At 63.0% G+C, this 19,885-nt stretch carries 16 protein-coding genes and 2 pseudogenes; 5 read left to right on the top strand and 13 right to left on the bottom strand.

The window, feature by feature from the left end; all coding sequences use genetic code 11:
* Positions 1 to 69 precede the first annotated feature (69 nt).
* Positions 70 to 4,689, bottom strand: coding sequence for a Ti-type conjugative transfer relaxase TraA (gene traA / locus M1D43_RS27200; RefSeq protein WP_498814718.1), 4,620 nt, complete (start codon positions 4,687 to 4,689; stop codon positions 70 to 72).
* Between the two features lie 178 nt (positions 4,690 to 4,867).
* Here traA and M1D43_RS27195 point away from each other — a divergent pair, with 178 nt between their 5' ends.
* The 3 genes from M1D43_RS27195 to traG are packed head-to-tail and all read left to right on the top strand — an operon-like array spanning position 4,868 to position 7,294.
* Positions 4,868 to 5,155 (top strand): TraC family protein, encoded by a 288-nt coding sequence (locus M1D43_RS27195; protein WP_017275861.1) that lies wholly within the window; start codon positions 4,868 to 4,870, stop codon positions 5,153 to 5,155.
* Positions 5,145 to 5,384, top strand: a complete 240-nt coding sequence (locus M1D43_RS27190; RefSeq protein ID WP_498814717.1) for a conjugal transfer protein TraD — start codon at positions 5,145 to 5,147, stop codon at positions 5,382 to 5,384. The genes M1D43_RS27195 and M1D43_RS27190 overlap by 11 nt, the downstream gene beginning before the upstream one ends.
* Complete coding sequence (gene traG / locus M1D43_RS27185) at positions 5,375 to 7,294, top strand: Ti-type conjugative transfer system protein TraG (protein WP_498814715.1); 1,920 nt, start codon at positions 5,375 to 5,377, stop codon at positions 7,292 to 7,294. The genes M1D43_RS27190 and traG overlap by 10 nt, the downstream gene beginning before the upstream one ends.
* Before the next feature lie 505 nt (positions 7,295 to 7,799).
* On the opposite strand, the gene M1D43_RS27180 is transcribed toward traG, so the two are convergent.
* The 7 genes and pseudogenes from M1D43_RS27180 to M1D43_RS27150 all read right to left on the bottom strand — a co-directional run bounded on the left by M1D43_RS27180 (position 7,800) and on the right by M1D43_RS27150 (position 13,646).
* Positions 7,800 to 7,967 (bottom strand): hypothetical protein, encoded by a 168-nt coding sequence (locus tag M1D43_RS27180; RefSeq protein ID WP_014531615.1) that lies wholly within the window; start codon positions 7,965 to 7,967, stop codon positions 7,800 to 7,802.
* 342 nt (positions 7,968 to 8,309) lie between these two features.
* Complete coding sequence (locus M1D43_RS27175) at positions 8,310 to 8,633, bottom strand: DUF736 domain-containing protein (protein WP_010967482.1); 324 nt, start codon at positions 8,631 to 8,633, stop codon at positions 8,310 to 8,312.
* A gap of 621 nt (positions 8,634 to 9,254) precedes the next feature.
* Positions 9,255 to 9,500, bottom strand: coding sequence for a type II toxin-antitoxin system Phd/YefM family antitoxin (locus M1D43_RS27170; RefSeq protein ID WP_498814714.1), 246 nt, complete (start codon positions 9,498 to 9,500; stop codon positions 9,255 to 9,257).
* Between the two features lie 327 nt (positions 9,501 to 9,827).
* A pseudogene (locus M1D43_RS27165) lies at positions 9,828 to 10,192 on the bottom strand (hypothetical protein).
* Between the two features lie 205 nt (positions 10,193 to 10,397).
* Entirely contained in the window at positions 10,398 to 11,339 is a 942-nt protein-coding gene (locus M1D43_RS27160; protein WP_088196104.1) for a DUF2493 domain-containing protein, read from the bottom strand.
* Positions 11,340 to 11,667: 328 nt separating this feature from the next.
* Positions 11,668 to 12,699: a DUF7146 domain-containing protein gene (locus M1D43_RS27155; RefSeq protein ID WP_015242406.1), complete on the bottom strand. Its 1,032-nt coding sequence runs from the start codon at positions 12,697 to 12,699 to the stop codon at positions 11,668 to 11,670.
* A gap of 5 nt (positions 12,700 to 12,704) precedes the next feature.
* Positions 12,705 to 13,646, bottom strand: a complete 942-nt coding sequence (locus tag M1D43_RS27150) for a strawberry notch C-terminal domain-containing protein (RefSeq protein WP_498814712.1) — start codon at positions 13,644 to 13,646, stop codon at positions 12,705 to 12,707.
* A gap of 747 nt (positions 13,647 to 14,393) precedes the next feature.
* Between M1D43_RS27150 and M1D43_RS27145 the strand changes: the two genes are divergently transcribed.
* Positions 14,394 to 15,584: a DUF1173 domain-containing protein gene (locus M1D43_RS27145; RefSeq protein ID WP_498814711.1), complete on the top strand. Its 1,191-nt coding sequence runs from the start codon at positions 14,394 to 14,396 to the stop codon at positions 15,582 to 15,584.
* Here M1D43_RS27145 and M1D43_RS27140 read toward each other — a convergent pair.
* From M1D43_RS27140 to M1D43_RS27120, 5 genes and pseudogenes are all read right to left on the bottom strand, one after another.
* Entirely contained in the window at positions 15,502 to 16,113 is a 612-nt protein-coding gene (locus M1D43_RS27140; protein ID WP_498814710.1) for a hypothetical protein, read from the bottom strand. The genes M1D43_RS27145 and M1D43_RS27140 overlap by 83 nt on opposite strands.
* Positions 16,114 to 16,195: 82 nt before the next feature.
* Positions 16,196 to 17,386, bottom strand: coding sequence for a hypothetical protein (locus M1D43_RS27135; protein WP_013845376.1), 1,191 nt, complete (start codon positions 17,384 to 17,386; stop codon positions 16,196 to 16,198).
* A gap of 145 nt (positions 17,387 to 17,531) precedes the next feature.
* Positions 17,532 to 17,954 (bottom strand): antirestriction protein, encoded by a 423-nt coding sequence (locus M1D43_RS27130; RefSeq protein ID WP_013845375.1) that lies wholly within the window; start codon positions 17,952 to 17,954, stop codon positions 17,532 to 17,534.
* A 119-nt stretch (positions 17,955 to 18,073) separates the two neighbouring features.
* Positions 18,074 to 18,484: pseudogene (locus M1D43_RS27125) on the bottom strand (DNA-binding protein); the annotation flags it as partial.
* 111 nt (positions 18,485 to 18,595) lie between these two features.
* Positions 18,596 to 19,246, bottom strand: coding sequence for a plasmid pRiA4b ORF-3 family protein (locus M1D43_RS27120; protein WP_234826691.1), 651 nt, complete (start codon positions 19,244 to 19,246; stop codon positions 18,596 to 18,598).
* Between the two features lie 345 nt (positions 19,247 to 19,591).
* Between M1D43_RS27120 and M1D43_RS27115 the strand changes: the two genes are divergently transcribed.
* A complete protein-coding gene (locus M1D43_RS27115) occupies positions 19,592 to 19,843 on the top strand; it encodes a hypothetical protein (protein WP_498814708.1) in 252 nt (83 codons plus the stop codon).
* Positions 19,844 to 19,885: the final 42 nt, after the last annotated feature.

The following is a 19,885-nucleotide window of genomic DNA, read 5'->3' as shown; positions in this document are numbered from 1 at the left end:
GCGAACGACCGCGTCGTAAGAGCTTCCCCGTTCAGGCATTCGTCTCTCCTTCTGCTTTCTTCAATATGCTCATCGGGTGACGCCGCGAGCGCGATCGATGACGCGCCGCTGCCGCTCCGAAATGATCTCCTGACTGCTCTGAATGCGAACGGCCTGCTGCAAGATCGTCAGCCTGTCCCGCATCGCCTCGAAGGCGCGGCGCTGGGCCGGCGAGACGCGATTGATGACGTCCGTCTCGCCGCGCAGGATGGCGTTTCTGCCGAAGCGCTCATCGAGCGCGCGGCTGACCTTGGCGAACTCTCGGGCGATGTGCGGATCGAGCGAGCCCGCGGCGACGTCGAGCTTGCCGTCCTTGTTCTTGATCTGCGCCGCCAGCCGCTTGAGCGCGTCCTCGGCCGCTGGCGACAAACCGGGAATGGCAACCGCCATCCGGCGGCGCTCCTCGGTGATACTTCTAGTTTCGGCATCGAGGGCACTGGCATAGGACGCGCCGAGGGAACGGATGCGGCTTGCCGCTTCCGGCACAGCTTGAAGTGCGCCCTTCCGCTCCCGGCCGACGGCAAGCAACTTGTCCATGATGCGGTCGGAACCGCGCAGCGCCCCATAGGCGGCGGGATCATTGCTAACGGCCGCCGCAATCCGCTCACCCGCGAACCCCTTGACGATCAGATCCTCGATCTTGCCGATCGCGTCTGCTGGGTCTCGCCAGACGCGTGTTGCCGTTTCAACGAGGGCCGCGCGGTGATGTGCATAGTGAGGAGCGGCGAGCGCTCGCTCCCTCGCTTCCTCGTCCACCGTCGTCTTGAACTCGGTGACAGGCGCAAGCATCGGCAGCACGGCAAAAGTCTCCTTCCCCAACTCGACACTGGCGCCGGCAACGATCTTCGACCGATCCTGTCTCTCGGCAAGGTGCTGTTCTTCGGCGAAGCGCCTGATGACGGCGAACAGGCGCGTCAGCTTTTCGCGACGCTCGGGAGCAAGATCCTCCGGCATGCGCTCGGCGATATTGCGCTCGGCAATCACATCCGCCTTCGCGGTGAAGGCGCTCCAGCCGAAGCGTGCGGTCAAGGCCTCGTTGACGGCCTTGACCTCCTGGACCAGCAAGCGGTCCTCGACGGCATAGGTGAAGGCGGTCCGGTAGGCGTCGTCTCCCCCTTGCTCGCGGACCGCCTCGATCTCGACCAGGCGCGCCATCGCCGTTTTCGAGAGCGCCGGAACCGACAATGCCATATGCGCGCGCCGCTGCTGCTCGCGGATACCGAAGCGTTCGGCGTTTCTGCGGAACTCGGTCGCGTGAGCGCGTGCCAGAGGCAGCAATTCCGACAGCGCGACTGTCGCCGCGGTGCGCTCGTCGCGCGCGGCGCGGCCGTCGACCACGAGCTCGGACCCGCGCAGTCGGCCAAGCCGGTCGGGTGCTTTGCCGAGATCGTCGGCAAGCTTGCGCGGCTCGATGGCGGCGTCCGATGCCAGCGCATTCAGCGCCGACAGCGCGCCATCAGGATCGCGATAGATTTTCGCGAGCACCGGATGCAGGATCGCCTCCCGCTCCTTCCACCGTTGCGAGGAGAGCTGCGCAAGACGTGCATCCTCCGCGACGCTGCGGGAGAATGTCGTGGTCGGCGGGACCAGATATTTTCCATCCGACGGAATTCCGGTCGAGAGGGTTTCGGTCCGTTCCTCGTTGTAGGAGACACGCCGTTCCCGCTCGATCGCAAAGCCGAGCGCAACGCTCGCCCGCTCCCAGAGCTTGGCCACCTGCTCCCGCTTCTCGGCAATCCCGGCCCAACGCCGCAACACCTCCGCTTCCATTCCGGCCGCGACCAGCGAGAGATGATAAAGCCCGCGCCGTCTGGCAAAGTCGCGGGCCTGCGCCTGATAACCGGCCTCATCCTCAAAATCGAGCGTCGTTGTCTTGGCGCCGGAGCGCGACAGGCGCTCGACGAGCTGCTTGAACAGTTGCGGCCGATGGCTCTCGCGCTCGATCCGCTCTTGGCGGGCCGCGGCGGTTTCCAGCTGGCTTGCGCTCCAGACATTGCGATCGACCTGCCGTTCCTCGAAGCGCTTCTCACCGGTTTGCGCATCGACAATCGGAACCTGGACCTTGACCCGCTCCACGCCGTCTTTGCGCAACGTGATCGTGTCGCCTTCCGCGGCGCCAGCATCCTTAAGCGCCTTCGGCAGGCTGACGCCCCAGAGCCGCTGGACGGTGCCGTCGTCGGTCCTGATGTCGGCATAGGGGCTCTCGTCCGCATCCTCGTCATTGGGCCGGAACTTCGCCATCCCTTCTTTCACCAGTTCGCCGGTGACGCCGGCGGCATGGTCGACACGCGGCTTACGACCCCATTCCGGCTTCGCCTCGAAGTCCTCTTTCGCCGCGTAAAGATCGGCGCGGTCGCGATGGCGGGTCATCGCCACATAGGTCAGATGCTGGTCCATCATGCCGGTGGCGAGCACGAAGGTGCGGTCGACGGTCGACCCTTGCGACTTATGGATGGTCGCGGCATAGCCGTGATCGACATTGCGATAGCTGTCCTCGCTGATGACGACGTCGCGGCCACTGTCGAGGCGCACCGACAGCAGCGTATCGCCGCGTCTGTCGCCGGTGGAAACGATCGTACCGAGCATGCCGTTCTTCACGTATTGCGGTCCAAGCCGCCGTGCCCGCGGCTCAACGAAGCGGGCGTTTTCCAGGAAGATGATCCGGTCGCCGGCGGCGAACTCGCGAAGCCCACGCGCCGTCTGGAATTCCCGCGCCCCTGCAAGCGCGCCCTCGCCGATCATGACGTTGCGCAGGGCCTCGTTCAGCTTCCGGACATCATCGTTGGTGTGGGCGAGAACCAGCAGCTCGTCGCCGCGAAGGCGGCCCGGATGTTCGCCGTCGGCGGATTTCTGAAGCAGGTCACGGCGGGCATTGGCCCAATCGGCAACGATGCGGTCGACGATCTCGGCGCGGGTTTCGGTCTCGACAATGCGGCCCTGCTGCGCATAGGCATCGAGACCCTCTTCGACCTTGCCGCGGGCGAAGAGACGCGAGGCATCGCGCGCCCACGCATCACGCTGGCGGCGCACGCCGGCAAGTTCGGCAAAGCCGATCCGTTCGGTGATCGCCCGGAACGCCGCACCCGCCTCGATCGGCTGCAGCTGCATCGCGTCGCCGACCAGCACGGCTTTCGCGCCGGCATCTTCCACCGCCTTCAGGACACGCGCCATCTGCTGCGACGACACCATGCCGGCCTCGTCGATCACCAGCACATCGCCGCGCTGGAGCTGTTCGCATCCGCTTTCCCAGGCCAGTTCCCAGGAAGCCAGCGTGCGCGACCGGATGCCGGAACTGTCCTCCAGCCCCTCGGCCGCCTTGCCGGCCAAGGCTGCGCCGATCACCCGCCGGCCTTCACCTTCCCAGGCGACGCGGGCGGCCGCCAGCAGCGTCGACTTGCCGGCCCCGGCAAGACCGACGACGGCTGCGATGGCGTTGTCACGCGTAACATGACGGACCGCATCGACCTGCTCGGGGTCGAGCCGGAAGGGCTTTTCGGTATCAGCCGTTTCGATGCTTCGGACGGCTGCGGCGGCTCGCGCGTTGGAGACGCCGAAGCCCTTGCGCCTTGACAGCACCTCAGCCGACCGCGCCATGGCATATTCGAGGCGCAGCATCTCCCGGGTGGTGAACACCGCCGGCTGCTTCGCCTTGCCGGCCTCGGCATCGACCTGCTGCGGCTTCAGCAGCACCAGCTCGTCGGACGCCATCAGCCGCGCCCGGATATTGGCAAAGTCGACGGGATCGTCGACATAGCGGTGCAGCGCCTTGGCGATATCGCGCTCGTCGAAGGTGGAGCGTTCGTTGCCAAGCTGCTTCAACAGAAGCTCAGGCTCGGCCAGCAGCCGGTCGGCCATTTCCTGCCGGCGGGCGAGATCGGCCGGCGCAAAATACATCGCGACGCCCTTGCGGGCGAGCGCCGCCTTTTCCGGCCCAAGATGTTTCTGTGCGATGCCGTCGAGGCCCTGTTCGGCATAGGAGCGGCCGTCGAGGCGGATCTCGTGGCCGGCAAGCGCCAGATGCCGGTTGGCGGTTTCCGCCCAGGCGATCTTCCAGGCCTTGATCGTTTCCTTGTCGCCGGCCCAGAGCTTGTAGACGATCTTGCCGTTCGGCCTGTCCGGCGTGATGACACGCAGCGGCTCGCCGTCTTCGCCCAGGACCGGAACCTTCTTCGGCCCGAACCCCTCCTCCGTCAGCGGACGCAGCGCGGTCATCAGATGGATGTGCGGATTGCCGTCCTTGTCGTGATAGACCCAGTCGGCGACCATGCCTTTCGACGTCAAATTGTCCCGGACGAACTCGCGCACCAGGGCAATGTTCTCCGCCCGGGTCAGCTCTTCCGGCAAAGCGATGATCAGCTCGCGCGCCAGCTGCGCGTCCGCCCGCGTCTCGTGAGCCTCAACCGCATTCCAGAGCGCCTCGCTCGCCTTGGCGACCGATCGCCCGTCAATCGCCGCCTTCAGCCAGGCGGGGATATCGTCCGGCAGCGCCAGCTCCTCATGCACCAGCTCCGAGGCGCCGCCGCGATAGCTGAACGAGGTTCCGGCCTGCTCGTCGATCATCCGGGTGCGATGGCGATAGGCGGCGGCCGAGACGATGCTGCGTCCCGCTCCCCTGCCGATCACCTGCGCTCTGACGAACATGATCGCCACTGATGTCTCCAGACTTGTCCAGGCACGTCGCGCCAGCGACGTATATTGCGCCCTCAAACCGATCGGCCTGCCAGGGCCGATGCCGCTTCTCGGTTGCAGGCTAGTCTATTTAACTATATTATACTAGATAGTATAACCACGCCGTAGAGATTGCTCGAACCGGAAAGGACACATTCGAATGGCTGCAAAATCATCGATCGCCGACATCGACGCCCAGATCGAAAAGCTGCGTGCGCGCCGACGATCGCTGATAGTAAAATCCGCCGAACGGTTTGCGCGCGCCGCGACAAAATCAGGTTTGGCGGAGATGGAGATCACGGAGGAGGAGCTTGACCGGATCTTCGAAGAAATGGCCGCGCGATTTCGCAATGACGAGAAGAAGGGGGTGGATCACGCAACTGCTTCGCCGCGTCGGCCAGCAGCTGGCGCAACTGGAACGGCGGCGGAGGTTTCTCATGACGGCTGATCGCAAGAACGAGGCCCGCGAGAAATTCCGGCTCGGCGGCATCGTCGTCAGGGCCGGACTGACGAAGGCGGACCGGGCGTTTCTGCTCGGCGGCTTCATCGAACTGGCGAGGGTCACGCCCGGCTCTGCCGAGCATCGGCGGCTGCGCGATATCGGCGAGGAAGCCTTCAAGGCTCCCGCGCTTGATGGCGGTTCGCCTGGCAAGGCGGAGACGGCGGAATGGCACTGAAGGCAAAACCACATCCGAGCCTGTTGGTCATTCTCTTCCCCGTCGCCGTCACCGCCGCTGCCGTCTATGTCGTCGGCTGGCGCTGGCCGGGGCTCGCCGCCGGCATGCCGGGGAAGACGGCATATTGGTTCCTGCGGGCGGCGCCCGTGCCAGCGCTACTGTTCGGGCCGCTCGCCGGCCTGTTGGCCGTTTGGGCCTTGCCATTGCACCGGCGAAGGCCAGTCGCAATGGCGAGCCTCGCCTGTTTTCTGACGGTCGCGGGCTTCTACGCGCTCCGTGAATTCGGCCGGCTGTCCCCCTCCGTGGAAAGCGGTGCGCTATCATGGGACCGGGCGCTGTCCTACCTCGACATGGTCGCTGTCGTCGGCGCGGTCGTTGGCTTTATGGCCGTCGCTGTCTCCGCGCGCATCTCCACCGTCGTGCCCGAACCGGTAAAGCGCGCTAAGCGCGGAACCTTCGGTGACGCGGACTGGCTGCCGATGGCGGCGGCTGGAAAGCTGTTTCCGCCGGACGGCGAGATCGTCATCGGGGAGCGCTACCGCGTCGACAAGGACATTGTCCACGAACTGCCCTTCGATCCAAACGATCCGGCGACTTGGGGCCAAGGCGGCAAGGCCCCTTTGCTGACCTACCGCCAGGACTTCGATTCCACCCATATGCTGTTCTTTGCGGGCTCGGGTGGATACAAGACGACCAGCAACGTCGTGCCGACGGCGCTGCGTTATACCGGGCCGCTCATCTGCCTCGATCCGTCGACCGAGGTCGCGCCCATGGTGGTCGAGCACCGAACCCGCGTGCTCGGCCGCGAGGTGATGGTGCTTGATCCGACGAACCCGATCATGGGCTTCAACGTGCTCGACGGGATCGAGCACTCACGGCAAAAGGAAGAGGACATCGTCGGCATTGCCCACATGCTGCTGTCAGAAAGTGTGCGCTTCGAAAGCTCGACCGGCTCTTACTTCCAGAACCAGGCGCACAATCTCCTGACCGGCCTGCTCGCCCATGTGATGCTGTCGCCCGACTATGCCGGACGGCGAACCTTACGCAGTCTCCGGCAGATCGTATCCGAGCCAGAGCCGTCGGTGCTGGCGATGCTGCGTGACATTCAGGAGCATTCCGCGTCCGCTTTCATCCGCGAAACGCTCGGCGTCTTCACCAATATGACCGAGCAGACTTTTTCGGGCGTCTACTCTACGGCGTCGAAGGATACGCAGTGGCTGTCGCTCGACAGCTACGCCGCACTCGTTTGCGGCAACGCGTTCAAGTCGAGCGATATCGTCTCGGGCAAGAAGGACGTTTTCCTGAACATCCCCGCGTCGATCCTGCGCTCCTATCCGGGCATCGGCCGCGTCATCATCGGCTCGCTGATCAATGCCATGATCCAGGCCGATGGCTCATTCAAGCGCCGGGCGTTGTTCATGTTGGATGAGGTCGATCTCCTCGGCTACATGCGCCTCCTCGAGGAGGCACGCGACCGCGGCCGCAAGTACGGCATCAGCATGATGCTGCTGTACCAATCCCTAGGGCAGCTGGAGCGGCATTTCGGGAGGGACGGTGCGGTGTCGTGGATCGACGGATGCGCCTTCGCCTCCTATGCCGCAGTTAAGGCGCTGGACACGGCGCGCAACATTTCGGCGCAATGCGGAGAAATGACGGTTGAGGTAAAAGGAAGCTCCCGCAATATCGGGTGGGACACGAAGAACAGCGCACCGCGCAAATCGGAAAACGTCAATTACCAGCGCCGGCCGCTGATCATGCCGCACGAAATCACCCAGTCGATGCGAAAGGACGAACAGATCATCATCGTCCAGGGCCACAGCCCGATCCGCTGCGGGCGCGCGATCTACTTCCGACGGAAGGACATGAACGAGGCGGCGAAGGCCAATCGCTTCGTCAAGGCGATCCCTTGAGGAGCCGCCAGTGTCACGTTGGGAGAAGCCCCATCGATCAGAACGGCGCCGCCGCGCAAACGGGTCCTCCGCGCCGCGCGGAGTGAACCAGTCGAGGAAAATCGTGTAGCCGATCGCAAGGGCAACAAGCCCGAGCGCCGTCAGATCGAACGCCCAGAAGGACATGCCATTGGCCCGCGTAGGACGGGCGTATACCACGATCGAGATCGGCACCTTGACCATAGCATCATGAAACTGTGATTGGGCGAAGCATGCAAAGGATATGGAAGGCGAGATACCACGCGCTGTAAACCGCCGCTCTGACGATGCCGAAGGCGCTCACGAACGGAGGCCCGACGATGAACCGAAGCGCAGGGAAAGTACCGCTTCGGCTCGTCGCGTCGGTTTCGCGTTAAGCGCTTTGAGGCTCTGTCGACTGACCGGTTCCCTCGGCAGGAGACTATCCGTTTCCTGAGAGTTTATCCGCAAGCCCAGATCGACCCAAGCGAGAGGGCAAACGCCGCCCTCAGAAGGGCGGCGCGGCGTCAATGGTGCCCTCCAGTTCGGCGATCGCTGCGGCCAGTTCGGCCTCAGCCAATTCCAGCTCCGCTTTGATCTGGCAGCGTTCGGCGGCGTCCGCGTTCCTGAGCTCGGCGCGCAGTTCTTCTACCTGGATTTCAAGTGCAATCGTCATCGTCGTCATCTCCTTGGATAGTGTGAAAGATGACGCCCGGAGTCGTGAGGATCGGGCCGGGTCAAGGATCGCGTCAGCGACCGCCGGAGGCGGCGAGCGGAGGAACCGATTTTCTGACGGTGCCCTTCAGGGCAGCGGTTGAAAATTGGAGGGGCCGCGAAGTCCTTGAGGCGGCGCGATGCTCACGGCAGACTTGGCTATCTGAGCAGACAGGCTTTCCTCTCGTGTGGCACGGCAGGAGGAGCACAATCGGGCTCGATGCCCGTTTTTGCTCCCGATGCTGCGCGAAACGATGAAACGGCGAAAGCGGCCCCGATTGCTCGGGGCCGCTCGCTTGGCTCGTCAGTCCGGATTGTTCCACAGGATCACCTTCTTGCTGGGATCGCCGCCGGGTGCCGGTGCGAGGTTGCCGAAGATCACGCCGATCTCGGGGGCCTCCAGCTTCACCGAGAGGTATTCCTCGCCCGTCTGGCGGGCGATGCGGTTCCAACCCGCTCCGATCTCGAAGCCGGTCTTGCGGTGGATGACGCGGTAATCGGGGGCTTCTTCGCTCGACTTGCTTGCGTTCGGGATGATGGCGATCGGGGCGTTGACCCGGATGGTGGCGAAGACGCCTTCGAGGATGCCGTCGGTCTTCTGCGTCAGGGTTGCGATCGTGGTGGCCATGGTTCTGTCTCCTTCGGTTGCTCGGGACCATTCCCGATGGCGCACGAAGAGACGGCCGACCTGCTGCGGTCAGCTCGGCCGAAATTTTTGCAAAATTCTATTTTCCGCCGAGAGAAAAAGAACCGAAATCGAATTTTTCAAAAATTTCGGCTCGAGACTTACCCCTTTAGGGGTTGGCCGCAAAAGCAGGCGGTCGTCTATACGAGCGACATAAAACGGGAATGGTTCGGGGCGACTGAAGGACGCGACAAACCACCATAGCCGCCCGACCCAGCGCTGCGGGATATCGGCCGCGCATCCCTTGAACGTTTTGCCTGCAAGCCAGTCAATTGCGTACCCTCGCCCGCTCCCAACTACAGCAAACGGGTGGGCACCCCTTTCGATATCATCCCTTTGTTGATCCGAGAGGTCGACGCGGCCACGGTATGGCGCCTGCAGACCGTGCGGCAGTACCGGATGAAGCTAATCGCGTGGACATCAGACGAGTGATCTTTCCCCACTCGTCCCTCCGCGCGCCCGGCCATCTGAGCCGTCGGTCTTCGCCAGGCACATCGCCGCTGGCAAGCGTGCCATCCGAGCGATCGGAGCCGGCTTGGGCAGTGCAACCAAGCCCGTCGGAGATCACGAGACAACAGGATCCGAGCAAGTGACGTCATCGGCAAGTTTGATCTTTCCGCGCAATGCTCCTGGTTTCCGTATGACGACGTCTGACGACGGCGGTCCGATTTCCGCAACGACCTTATGATGGGACGTGAGGACGAACCTCTGCCCGTCTTCGACCTGCTTGAGGAAGGACGTCAGGTTGCCGCGAAATTCCCGCACGCCGACGCGGCGGGGAGTTGGTGTCTGCTGCCGGGATTGAGGCATGGCGAGGCTCCGTTTCAGTGGGAAATGTGTACACATTTTTCAAGAAATGAAAGCTTGTCGAGCCGCGTGGAGAGACGGAGACCCGGCCGGCATGACGAGGACATGTTGTCGTGAGGCGGAAGGGCGCGGCCTTTCTCGCCTGCATGTTGAGACGACCGCGGTGACCATGCCAGCCATCAGCACCGCGATATCTCGATGCGCTGGCCGGTGCGGAGATCGACCAAGGCGATCTTGCCACGGTCACGTCCCGACACAATCGCTGTCGCCTCGACAGACGCTCGCATGCTCCGATCCGTGGGCCTAGGAAAGTGTGGCTCCGGCTTTCACTTACTCCGTCCGATTGACGCGTCGGCCCGATTTGCGCGGCGCCTCGCCAAAGGCTGCGGCAATCCTCATCATGAAGGCCTTGCTGAACCGGCCAAGCGCCTGCTCGTCCGGCCCGATGTACCAGGATCGTTCGGCGACATCGTAATTGTATTCGTCGACAACGACCCAGCAGCGCTTGCGATCGCTAAGGCCTGCCCGCCGGCACTCGATATCAGAAACTTCCAAGGCGATCCTATCGGCCTGCGGCGGCTGGGTTGTGAACGCGAGAAGCGCCAGATGCGTGAGAGCCATTCGCCGCGCTCGTGTTGCCACGCCCAGAGATAGGGATAAGCAATCACCTGACCGGGCAGGAACTCACGACTCATCGTCATACCTTTCGGCCGCGCCAGCCGGTCGATCTCCGCGGCGAAGAGCTCCCTATGCTCCTCCGGCATCTCGGAAGCGCGATGGACGCTGCGCGGATCGCCGCCGGTGCGCATCTGCTCGTAGTATTCGTAGCTCATCAGCACGAAGCGGGGTTTCTGGTGCTTGGTGAGAACCATCTTTTCCAGATTTGCAAGAAAACGGCGCTTACGCGCCGCTTCCCGAAGCCTGCCAGACCGGGATGCCAAGGCGGCGAGCCTTGTCGGCGAGGTTCTCGGTGATGCCGGAGCCGGGAAAGATGACGACGCCTGATGGCATGACCGAGAGCATGTCGTCGTTGCGGCGGAAGGGTGCCGCCTTGGCGTGCTTCGTCCAATTCGGTTTGAAGGCGATCTGCGTCACCTTGCGCGCCTCGGCCCAGCAGGCGGCGATGCGCTCTGCTCCCTTGGGCGAGCCGCCATGCAGCAGAACCATATCAGGATGTTTCGCCAAGGCCTGATCGAGTTTCGCCCAGATCCGTTCGTGATCGTTGTAGTCGATGCCGCCGCCGAAGGCGATCTTGGTGCCGGCCGGGATCAGCACCTCGGTCTCGGCGCGGCGGCGGGCGGAAAGAAAGTCGCGGCTGTCGATCATCGCCGCGGTCATATTGGCATGGCTGACCTTGGAGCCGGTCCGCGGCCGCCAGGCGGATCCGGTCTGAGCTTCGAAGAGATCGGCTGCATAGTCGCGCATGAACTCGAAGGCGTTGCGGCGCTCGAGGAGCGTGATGCCCTCGGCGATCAGGCGTTCAAGCTCGACGCTTTTCACCTCCGAGCCGTCCTGCTCGCTCTGTCCGGCGCGCTGCGCGTCCTCATTGCGCTGGAGCTCGCGCTGGATGCGCTCGCCGGCGCGGTGGAAGAGATTGACCGTCGACCAGAGCAGATCTTCGAGATCGGGTTCCAGCCGCGTGTCGCCGAGCATCTCGAACATGGCGTCGAACATCGCAGTCAGCGCCGACTGAACGACCGGCTCCTCGGGAAGTGGGCGCGGGTCTGGTTCGTCCTGGAAAGGGCGATGGCCGTAGATTTGCATCTCGTAGATGAAGCGGTCGGTTGGGGAAGACGCGTGGTGGGGCTCGAAGGCGTCGTCGAGGGACGAGGTAAGACTCATGATGATCTCCGTCGGTTTTGGGCCGCGGCTTTCGCGGCCTGACGGCGATCCCTGTCCATGCGGCGGCGGGCCGGAACCGCGAGCGCAGCGAAGCGGCCCAGCGCAGCGCCGGGCGGCTGAGGGAGGGTTTCTTGGCCCGCAAGGAATGCCGGGTTGCGAAGCGGCCCGGCAGGGGAAGAAACCTGACTGACCCGCTGAAGACCCGCCTGCCGTATGGTAAGGGTCGTCTCTCGGCAGGTCCGCGGGCGCCGCCCACCCGTACGCGATCAGCAGGGTTCGGCCTTCTCTGCCACGCCACGCCCTCCCCACGCCTTCCCGTCCAGCAGCATCAGGTGGGCAAGAACGCCTCGGCGTCTTCCGGCGCGAGCTGGGCTCTCAGGTGCACAGTGAGCCGGTCGGATCCGAGCCGGAGCAGGTCCTCGTTGAAGTCGCCGAGCTCCGGGGCAAGCACGAGCGGTAGGATCCCGAGCGCCTGCGCGCGGCGGCTCAACCGCTCGGCGCCATGCCGGCCGGCCGCGTCGGCGTCGGCTGCGATGTAAAGGCGCCGGCAACCATCGGGCAGCCGAAAGGCGGCAAGGTGATTGGCGGTCAGCGCCGCGGCCATCGGCATACCGGGCATCACGTGCGCGACCGACAAGATGCTTTCGAGCCCTTCGCCCGCGGCCGTGACCGGCACTGGGCCATGGGCGGGAAACCGGAAGCGCACGGCATTTCCGAGCAGCCCGCCGAGCGCGCGGCGGGGATCGTCCACCTTCGCCTTTCCGTCGCCCCCCGGATCGAGCCAGGTGCGATGCACACCGGTGATCGCCCCGGAGGGATCGGTCACGGCTGCGATCAGCGCCGGATAGCTAAACGTCCTGCCGGTCACGAGGTCCCGGTAAAAGCACGAGGGATGGAAGCGGAGCGCCTGGTGCAGAGCTGCCCGCAGGATGCCCCGCTGGCGCAAATAGCTGTCGGCCAGTGTGCCGGCGAGCGGCTTCGTCATCCGGAACAAGCGTCTTGCGCGTTCGCCTGCCGGTCTATCGACCGGCGGATCGGTGTGGGCGTCGCCCCTGTGGGACGGCGCAGGATGGGGAAGGCTTAGGAAACGCCGCACCTCGTCTGCGACATCACGGAAGTCCACCAACCCGCAGGTCTCTCGAACGAGGTCGAGAAGATCGCCATGTTGAGAGGTTGCTGCATCCGTCCACCGTCCGGCACGCGGGCCGGAGAGATGGACATAGAGCGACTTGCCCTTGCTGTTCGCGACGTCGCCGACGATCCAATAGTTGCCGGCCCGATGACCGGCGGAGAGGTAATGACGGCAGACCGCCTCGGCGTCGCGCGCGAGACGATCCGCCAATTGAGAAGCGGACAGCATGGCGATCACACCGGTCCAGTGACATCGACGATCGGATGCCGTTCGACGAGGCGGGCGAGGATCGCCGATCCTTCCTCGGATCTCGGAATGAAGAACCTGAGCTTCCAGGCGATCGTCTCGGAGAACAGACCCATTGATTTGAGCCTGTCCCGCATCCCGTCGGTGGAGCCACTGAGTGCGACACGATGGTCGCCCATCAACCGAACTCGGCGCAACGTCGTCATACCGCCGGCGAGGGCAACGACCGAGGAGCCGCCGAGAAGCGATTGCCAGACCTGGTCGGCGTTGAGGACCTCCGTCTGATCGAGCCCGAAATTCCGGCTAAACCGTGAAAGCCCGCCGGTCTGGCGCTGACCCCGGGTAATCGCGTCGAGTGCGTCAAGGCGCCGAGCAATTGTTGACAGGAAGCGCCGTTCCGCCTTGACGTTGGTGGCGATCATGCGGAAGCGCGGCGGCTGTACGATCGCCATGAAGCCGGTACCGGCGGACGGTTCATGCAGGGTATCGTTCGCAATGACGCCGGCGGCGTGAGCCGCGACAAGGCCAAGCGGCAGCGGCGTGGAAAACTGCTGGAGCTGTTGGCTTTCCTCGGAGCGCCGTGTGTGGGTCAGGATCGGGCCCACGACCTTCTTCAGCATGACCAGCGCCGCCTGAGGCGCGTTCGCGCGAGCGGAAATCGCTGCACCCAGTTTGCGCAGAAACAGGATCTGCGCGACCTCGGTCGCCGCATAGGCGTCCTTCCGCGCCGAAAAGCCTTCGGCGTCCGATCCTCCGACGACATTGGTTAGGGTAGCGCGAAGATCGGTGGTGCCAATTGCCTGGCCGCGTTCGAGAAACGGCAAAAGCTGATGGCCTGCAACAAGATTTTTTCCTGCACGGTCGGCACGGACGGAGGGAGCCAGCGGGACGGCGGCCGCGTTCGCGGCGCGAAAGGAGGTCACGTTCATGGGAAAACCCTGTCGAGAGCGGGATGGAACTGCCCGCCCGGACGCTCTCCAAGCCCCAGCAGGCCGTCCCTCTCTGGCCCCTCTCTCCCTCCGGGGCGATTAGGCAGCCAGCACGCGACTTTCAGCAGGGTGCGAGCTCCAGTTCGACGAACGCCGCAACGCCGGCGACAGACAAGTCATGCAGAACGGCCTTGCACCCAGCGGTGATCCAGGTTGCGGTCTCTCTGCGCTAAGCTGATGGACATGGAGGAAATCGCGCTCGGCAGTCGCGCGCTATCGTTTGAAGGCTTCCCGATCCTTGAATGAGAAGAGTGTGTCGCCCGGGCCGCCCCAATAGGCTGGCGAAGCACACGGGCTGAATGACTCCGAGCGGAAGTTCAGAAAAACGGGCGCGGCGGCGCAGTGCCGATTGAATGCGGACATAGTCATGATGCTCTCCTGAAAATGCCGAAGGCCCAGTGCTCCTATCGGAGCGCCGGACTTGGTTGGGGAAGATGAAGGTGGAATTGCCAGGGTGAGGACTGAGGCGTCGGGTCGGACCACCGAGAGCCTCTCCTCCGGGCTAAACTGCCATCCCCCGCCGCCCCCTTTCTCCTCTGGCTGCTACCTCGGAGACATGCGCAGACAGTCTGATTCTGACGCCTCGGCACTTGAAAGGACAGATGCCAAGAGCCTTTACTATCAAATTTATGATAGTAACTGAAACGGTGTCCGTGTACCTTCGGCCGAAGCAAGGGGAGAATAGAAGTGCGTAACTTTGCGATCGGCGATCAGACAGTGGACGAATCCTCGCCCGAGTTTCGGGCGCTGCTTCCGCACGCCTATGAGCAAAAGCTTCGCCCGATGTGCATGTGCAAGGAACCTCCGGTTCCAATGTATATCGCGCGCCTGGACGATCAGTATCTCATCAAGCGCATGCCGCTTTCGGGGCGCGACCACGATCCTGCATGCCCCTCCTATGAGCCGCCCTACGAGCTTTCCGGTCTCGGTCCCCTGATCGGCAATGCGATCCAGATCGGTGCCAGCGGCAAGGCGGACCTGAAGCTGGATTTTTCGCTGACAAAACGCGGGCCACGATCGGCGCCGGGGGCGTCGGCTGAGGCGGCGGAGCCGGGCATCCGCAGCGAGCCGAAGAAACTGTCGCTCAGGGCGATGCTGCATTATCTCTGGGAGGCCGGCGAACTGACGGAATGGCGCTCGACGTGGACGGGCCGGCGCGGCTGGGGCCGGGTGCGTACGAGCCTCATCAATGCCGCCTCGCAGATGACCGCAAGGGGCGGTCCGTTGAGCGACATGATCTTCGTTCCTGAGGTGTTTCATCCTGACGACAAGGACGGGATCGCTGCTCGGCGCGCCGCCGCGCTCAAGCGTATCCAGACTTCAGGTTCGGGAACGCGCAAGCTCATGATGATCGTGGCCGAGGTGAAGGAGTTTTCCGCGGCCCGCGAAGGGCACAGAATCGTCGTACGGCACCTGCCCTTCCCGCTGATGATCGAGGATGGCGCGTGGCGGCGGCTCGCAGGGCGCTATGAGGCCGAACTGGAACTGTGGCGCTCGAGCGAGGCATTGCATCTGATCGTCATCGCCACCTTCGGCGTCTCGACCGCCGGCATCGCGTCGGTCGACGAGGTCGCCCTGATGGTGGTCAACGAGCATTGGCTGCCATTCGAGGACACTCACGAATTGCGGCTCTTGGAAAAGCTCAGTCATCTCAAGCGAAAGAGCGTCAAGGGGCTGCGTTTCAACCTACCCCGCGATGCGCCGATCGTGTCAGTAACATTGCCCGAACAGAAACCCGTCCCCGTCGCGATGTTCATTGTGCCGGCAAGCGCCGGAGATGAATACGAGCAGGCACTCACCAATATGATAGACGCGAGACCGGAGATCGCACCTTGGATCTGGAGAGTGGCCGAAGGCGAGATGCCGCGACTGCCTTGATACGGGAACACGGAGCTGCGGGGGGCGTTGACCGGGCGAGACGATAAGAACACCTGTGGCATTGACAACTATCCGTCTTATTCAATCGGACCTTCGTGAAGCCTTCAAAAAACCGTTCGTCGTGGAGATCAAAAATCGGCGTCGCCTCACCACCGCTCCTCGGAGGCTCAATGATCGCGCCACGGTGCCCCTGCACCACGAACGGCCACGGGAATTCGCTCAAGTCGATGTCGACTGACGCTGCCGTATCGGCGTCGCCGGACAGGGCGGGCAGAAGGGCAATGATGCGGCTGGCAATGAAGATGTTGAGCGCACTGTCGACGTGTGGCGCCGATGCGCGAAAGGCTTCGTTCAGTTCGTGTCGCCTCACGCGGATCGGATGCATCGCTCCGAAATCGGTGAACGGGACAAGGCTCGCTTCGATTTCGCTGCATTCGAGCGCATTGGTCAGAACCAGCGTTTCGGGCGGCGTGATGTGGGCAAGAGGGATGGGCGGGTGGCAGATGATGCTGGCTTCGATATTGGTCATGATTTTCTGAGTGCGAAACGCCCGGCACAATGGCCGGGCGATGAAGAGGATTGATAAGGATGTGCATGCTAAGAGGCAGCAATCAGGCTGCGCTTTCCAGCAGCTTCCTCGCTTTGCCCTCCAGTTCGAGCCGCGTGTCCTGATGGGCTTTTCCGCGGGCAAGCGCGGTGATGCCCTGGACAAAATCGAAGATGCTCTCGGGTGGCCGCCCTTCTTCGGAAAGCACCGTCTCGATGATCTTGCCGGTTTCGGCCTTGGAGAAGCCGCGCTTGCGCAGGAACTCCGAGCGATCCTCGTCATTTCGCGCAACGACCCGCTCACGCGCGGCGCGGATGCCGGCAATGAAGGGCGCGGGCGAGGAATTGGCGAAGTTCGTCAACGCCGGGGCGGCTTCATGGGCAAAACGTTGCGCCGCGAACTTCGAGTGCCGGATGGTAATTTCCTCGAAATTTTCGGTGCCCCAAAGATTACGATTGGCACAAACCGCCCGCAGATAGAACGAAGCGATGCCGAGCGTCTTGGACCCGACTTCGGAGTTCCAGGCATAGAACCCACGGAAGTAGAGGTCGGGCTCGCCGTTCGGTAGGCGACCGGCCTCGATCGGGTGCGTGTCGTCGACGAGGAATAGGAACACATCACGGTCACTGGCGTAGAGCGTGGTCGTATCTTTCGTGACATCGACGAAGGGATTGTGGGTCATGGTTGACCAGTCGAGCATGCCCGGCACCTTCCAGATCGTGTCGCCGGTTCCGTTGCCGGCGATGCTCATCACGGCGGCAACCAGATCTTTATCCCAGATGCGCCCGTATTCAGGGCCAGTCACCGCCCGCAACTCGACGCGACCGTCATCCATCTCCAGTGTTTTGACCAGTTCGGCTTTGTGGCTCAGAAGCCCGTGCTGAAGATTAATCGCCGCCAATGGCGCAGGCAATTGTCGCATATAGCTCGCGGGCGCACCGGCCAGGCTGCAAAGCTGACCGTAACTCCAATGCGTCGGCGCAATCGGCTCACGCCCGCCGGGAACGATCAACGCAAGACGCTCGGCATTGTCACGGGTGGCTTCCACGCGGATCTCCGCGCTTTCAACCGTTCGAACACGGGCGCGATCGGTTCTGGCGCTGACCGCGCAAAGAAGATCGGAGAGCGACAGGAAGCGCTCATCGTCGGGGCGCGAGAACCATTCGGATGAGACGCGGCCGATGCGCTCGCCGCGGGAAATATCGACCCTGAAGCCGGACGAGACCGGCCGCGGGCTGGAAATCATGGTGTTCATGCTCAAATCTCCTCAAACGAAGAATCCCGGCTGATCGCTGTCGCGACACCGGGCTGGTGGGGTGGAAGACGGCTCGCCGAAGCGTCTGTCGGGCGCGGCAAACGGGCGGGACGCTCAGGCGCGCCGAGGGCGGCGCGTGTTGGTTTCAATCGATCGCCTGGAATATCTCGACAGCCTCTGGATGGTCGGCCGAATAGGCGTAGAGACGGCCGTAGCCTTCAGAGAGATGTTCGGACTGATACTGAAAGGAGAGATGGGAGAAGGCGAACAGTGTGGCGATGATGCCGGCGGCCTCGGCGGACACCTCCCCCTGAAATCCGGTGATCTCGCCGGTGATCCGAAACCGCGATTTGGATTGCGGAGCCAGGAAGAGCGGCTTGCCTTCGTGTTCGTAGAAAGCCCAGAAGCCACCGCCATAGTCGAGCGGGCTCAGCCGCTCCATCAAGCTATAGACTGCATTCTCGGCGACGATCAGGAGTGAACGACCGAACAGGGTGGGCAGGAATTCCGGGCGACTCGCTTCGGGGACAATGGTGGCGCTTTGGGGTGCAATCACGGATGTCGACATCGATGTACTCTCCAGAGAGGCGACAGGGTTCAGGCCGGACAACCCTCTCTCCATTGCCCGGCTTCAACCCTCCCTGGCCCCTCTCTTCCTCCTCCGGCCGACTGCAGCCGCCCCTTCCCGGGGTCCTGCAGCCATTCGCCATTATCCTGCTCGAACAGGTCGCACATGACGACACGGCTGGCAGCCTCATAGGGCGTCGATGCCGACATAGACGACGCGTCGATCGGACGCCCAGACCGCGGTCTCGTCAGCATCCGGCGGCTGTAATAGGCGTCCTGATTATGGGACCGCGAGATCGTGTCCCAAACCTGCTCCTGCCGGAGGTGGTCATTGGTGGTCGAAAATGCCAAGCCTGGCCGAGCTCTCGTCATTGGCATAGAATTCGAGCAGGCGCGGCGAGACGGAGGTCAGCCGCAGGCGCTGCCTCACCGTCGCTACCGAGATGTTGAAGCGGGCGGCGATCTCTTCCTCGTCGAACCGTGATCGCGCGGCTGCATCAAACCGCGAAACTCGTCCAGCGGATACATTTCTTGGGTTGTCTTCAAGTGTCCTGTCAGCTGGATGACGTCGATTCTTAGATCTTTTTGCCTGCGCCTTGTTTTTTCAGGGTATTTTTGGCGTTGAAGCGCAGCCGCACGGTGTCAATCACGATGGCTTTCTCGACGGAAGCGATAGTCGCCCTTAGATGCGCGTAGTGCTTTGCCAATCGCTTTGTTGATTTCATCGACATTGCAAGCTTCTGGGTGGAACTTGCGACCTACCCACCGGCGCATGGCCTTATGTTCCTCATGATCAGGATCAAGCCACGCGTCGAGGAAGTCAGCATAGCCTGAAGTGCCACCGACATCTTCTGGAGGTCCGGATCGTTTGCCGGCAAGACAGCGGGGATATTTCACACCTTCCTGGCGGGCGACGCGCTCCAGGCGCAGCAGATGACGCCAATTATCGCCGAAGTCGTATTCGTAGAGGATCGTGAGAGGGTTTTCCTCGGGATCGTAGGGAAATTGAAGGTCGATCATCCTGACCTCAGTCGCCTCGAAGGTGCGGCTGTCGGACAGACCGTCCTCATCGAACTCCGGGGCTCCGTAGATAAGGCCCCCAATATTGAACTGATGCAGATGGCTGTCGGTCCAGCCAAAGGCCGCTTGCAGCACCTCGTGGAGTTGGGCAAGGTTGAGAGTGATCGGCAATTCGAGAGTGCGGCTGATCTTGGGCTCGATGCCGAGGATATGGACCTCGGCGCGCACAATGAAGCGGTCTGGATCGAATGGGTCAAGCATGCCGCAGATCATGCCGCGCACGAGTTTCGCAGGCAATGGATGAGCGACAAATATCCTTTGGCGGGGCGACACGAACGCACAATCTTAGACGACGTCAGGTTTTTAGCCAGCGCGGGAGGGGCACCGGCTTCGCGGATCGATCACGTACGGCGATCAGGCGGGCGCTATGACGCTTCTGCCGCTCAACCTCCGTTTCGGCTTCTCGACGAAATGACCCGCAACCTCGTCAGCGACTACGGTATCGACCTATCCCGGCAGAAGGATGCGAAGTGTCATGGAGGAGACATTCCCTGATGCGGGCTGGAAGGATGGGAAAAATAGAGCCGGACATGCGGAACGATCCCAAGGATCGGAATGTTGTCGCGGCAGCAGTCGCTGCCGAGCCACTGTCATCGTGACCTCGACATGCGCGATTTCAGCAACCTTTCCGACGGCATCGTTGCCATAAGCTCTGATGAATTCCTTTCGAAGATCCTCGCGAAAGATCCAACGGAGGTACTCGAGGCGATCACGGCTCAAGCAGGCGCTACCGGCGCCGACCACATGGGAGTTGATCGAAAGTTTGCGCTCACTTCACCTGGTTTGCCGAGCAGGCGCTCGAAGCCTTAAATGACGGCTGACCTTAGTCGGTGACGACCAGGAGCCGCGCTC

It is taken from the genome of Ensifer sp. R1-3, assembly GCF_056739175.1.
The sequence above is the reverse complement of the archived record's forward strand: the minus strand, read 5'-3'. Positions and strand labels throughout refer to the sequence as shown.

Coding starts and splice junctions, on each gene's coding strand:
- M1D43_RS27195 (WP_017275861.1), top strand. CDS start 4,868: ATGGCTGCAAAATCATCGATCGCCGACATCGACGCCCAGATCGAAAAG.
- M1D43_RS27190 (WP_498814717.1), top strand. CDS start 5,145: ATGACGGCTGATCGCAAGAACGAGGCCCGCGAGAAATTCCGGCTCGGC.
- traG (WP_498814715.1), top strand. CDS start 5,375: ATGGCACTGAAGGCAAAACCACATCCGAGCCTGTTGGTCATTCTCTTC.
- M1D43_RS27180 (WP_014531615.1), bottom strand. CDS start 7,967: ATGACGATTGCACTTGAAATCCAGGTAGAAGAACTGCGCGCCGAGCTC.
- M1D43_RS27175 (WP_010967482.1), bottom strand. CDS start 8,633: ATGGCCACCACGATCGCAACCCTGACGCAGAAGACCGACGGCATCCTC.
- M1D43_RS27170 (WP_498814714.1), bottom strand. CDS start 9,500: ATGCCTCAATCCCGGCAGCAGACACCAACTCCCCGCCGCGTCGGCGTG.
- M1D43_RS27160 (WP_088196104.1), bottom strand. CDS start 11,339: ATGAGTCTTACCTCGTCCCTCGACGACGCCTTCGAGCCCCACCACGCG.
- M1D43_RS27155 (WP_015242406.1), bottom strand. CDS start 12,699: ATGCTGTCCGCTTCTCAATTGGCGGATCGTCTCGCGCGCGACGCCGAG.
- M1D43_RS27150 (WP_498814712.1), bottom strand. CDS start 13,646: ATGAACGTGACCTCCTTTCGCGCCGCGAACGCGGCCGCCGTCCCGCTG.
- M1D43_RS27140 (WP_498814710.1), bottom strand. CDS start 16,113: ATGACCAATATCGAAGCCAGCATCATCTGCCACCCGCCCATCCCTCTT.
- M1D43_RS27135 (WP_013845376.1), bottom strand. CDS start 17,386: ATGAACACCATGATTTCCAGCCCGCGGCCGGTCTCGTCCGGCTTCAGG.
- M1D43_RS27130 (WP_013845375.1), bottom strand. CDS start 17,954: ATGTCGACATCCGTGATTGCACCCCAAAGCGCCACCATTGTCCCCGAA.
- M1D43_RS27120 (WP_234826691.1), bottom strand. CDS start 19,246: ATGATCTGCGGCATGCTTGACCCATTCGATCCAGACCGCTTCATTGTG.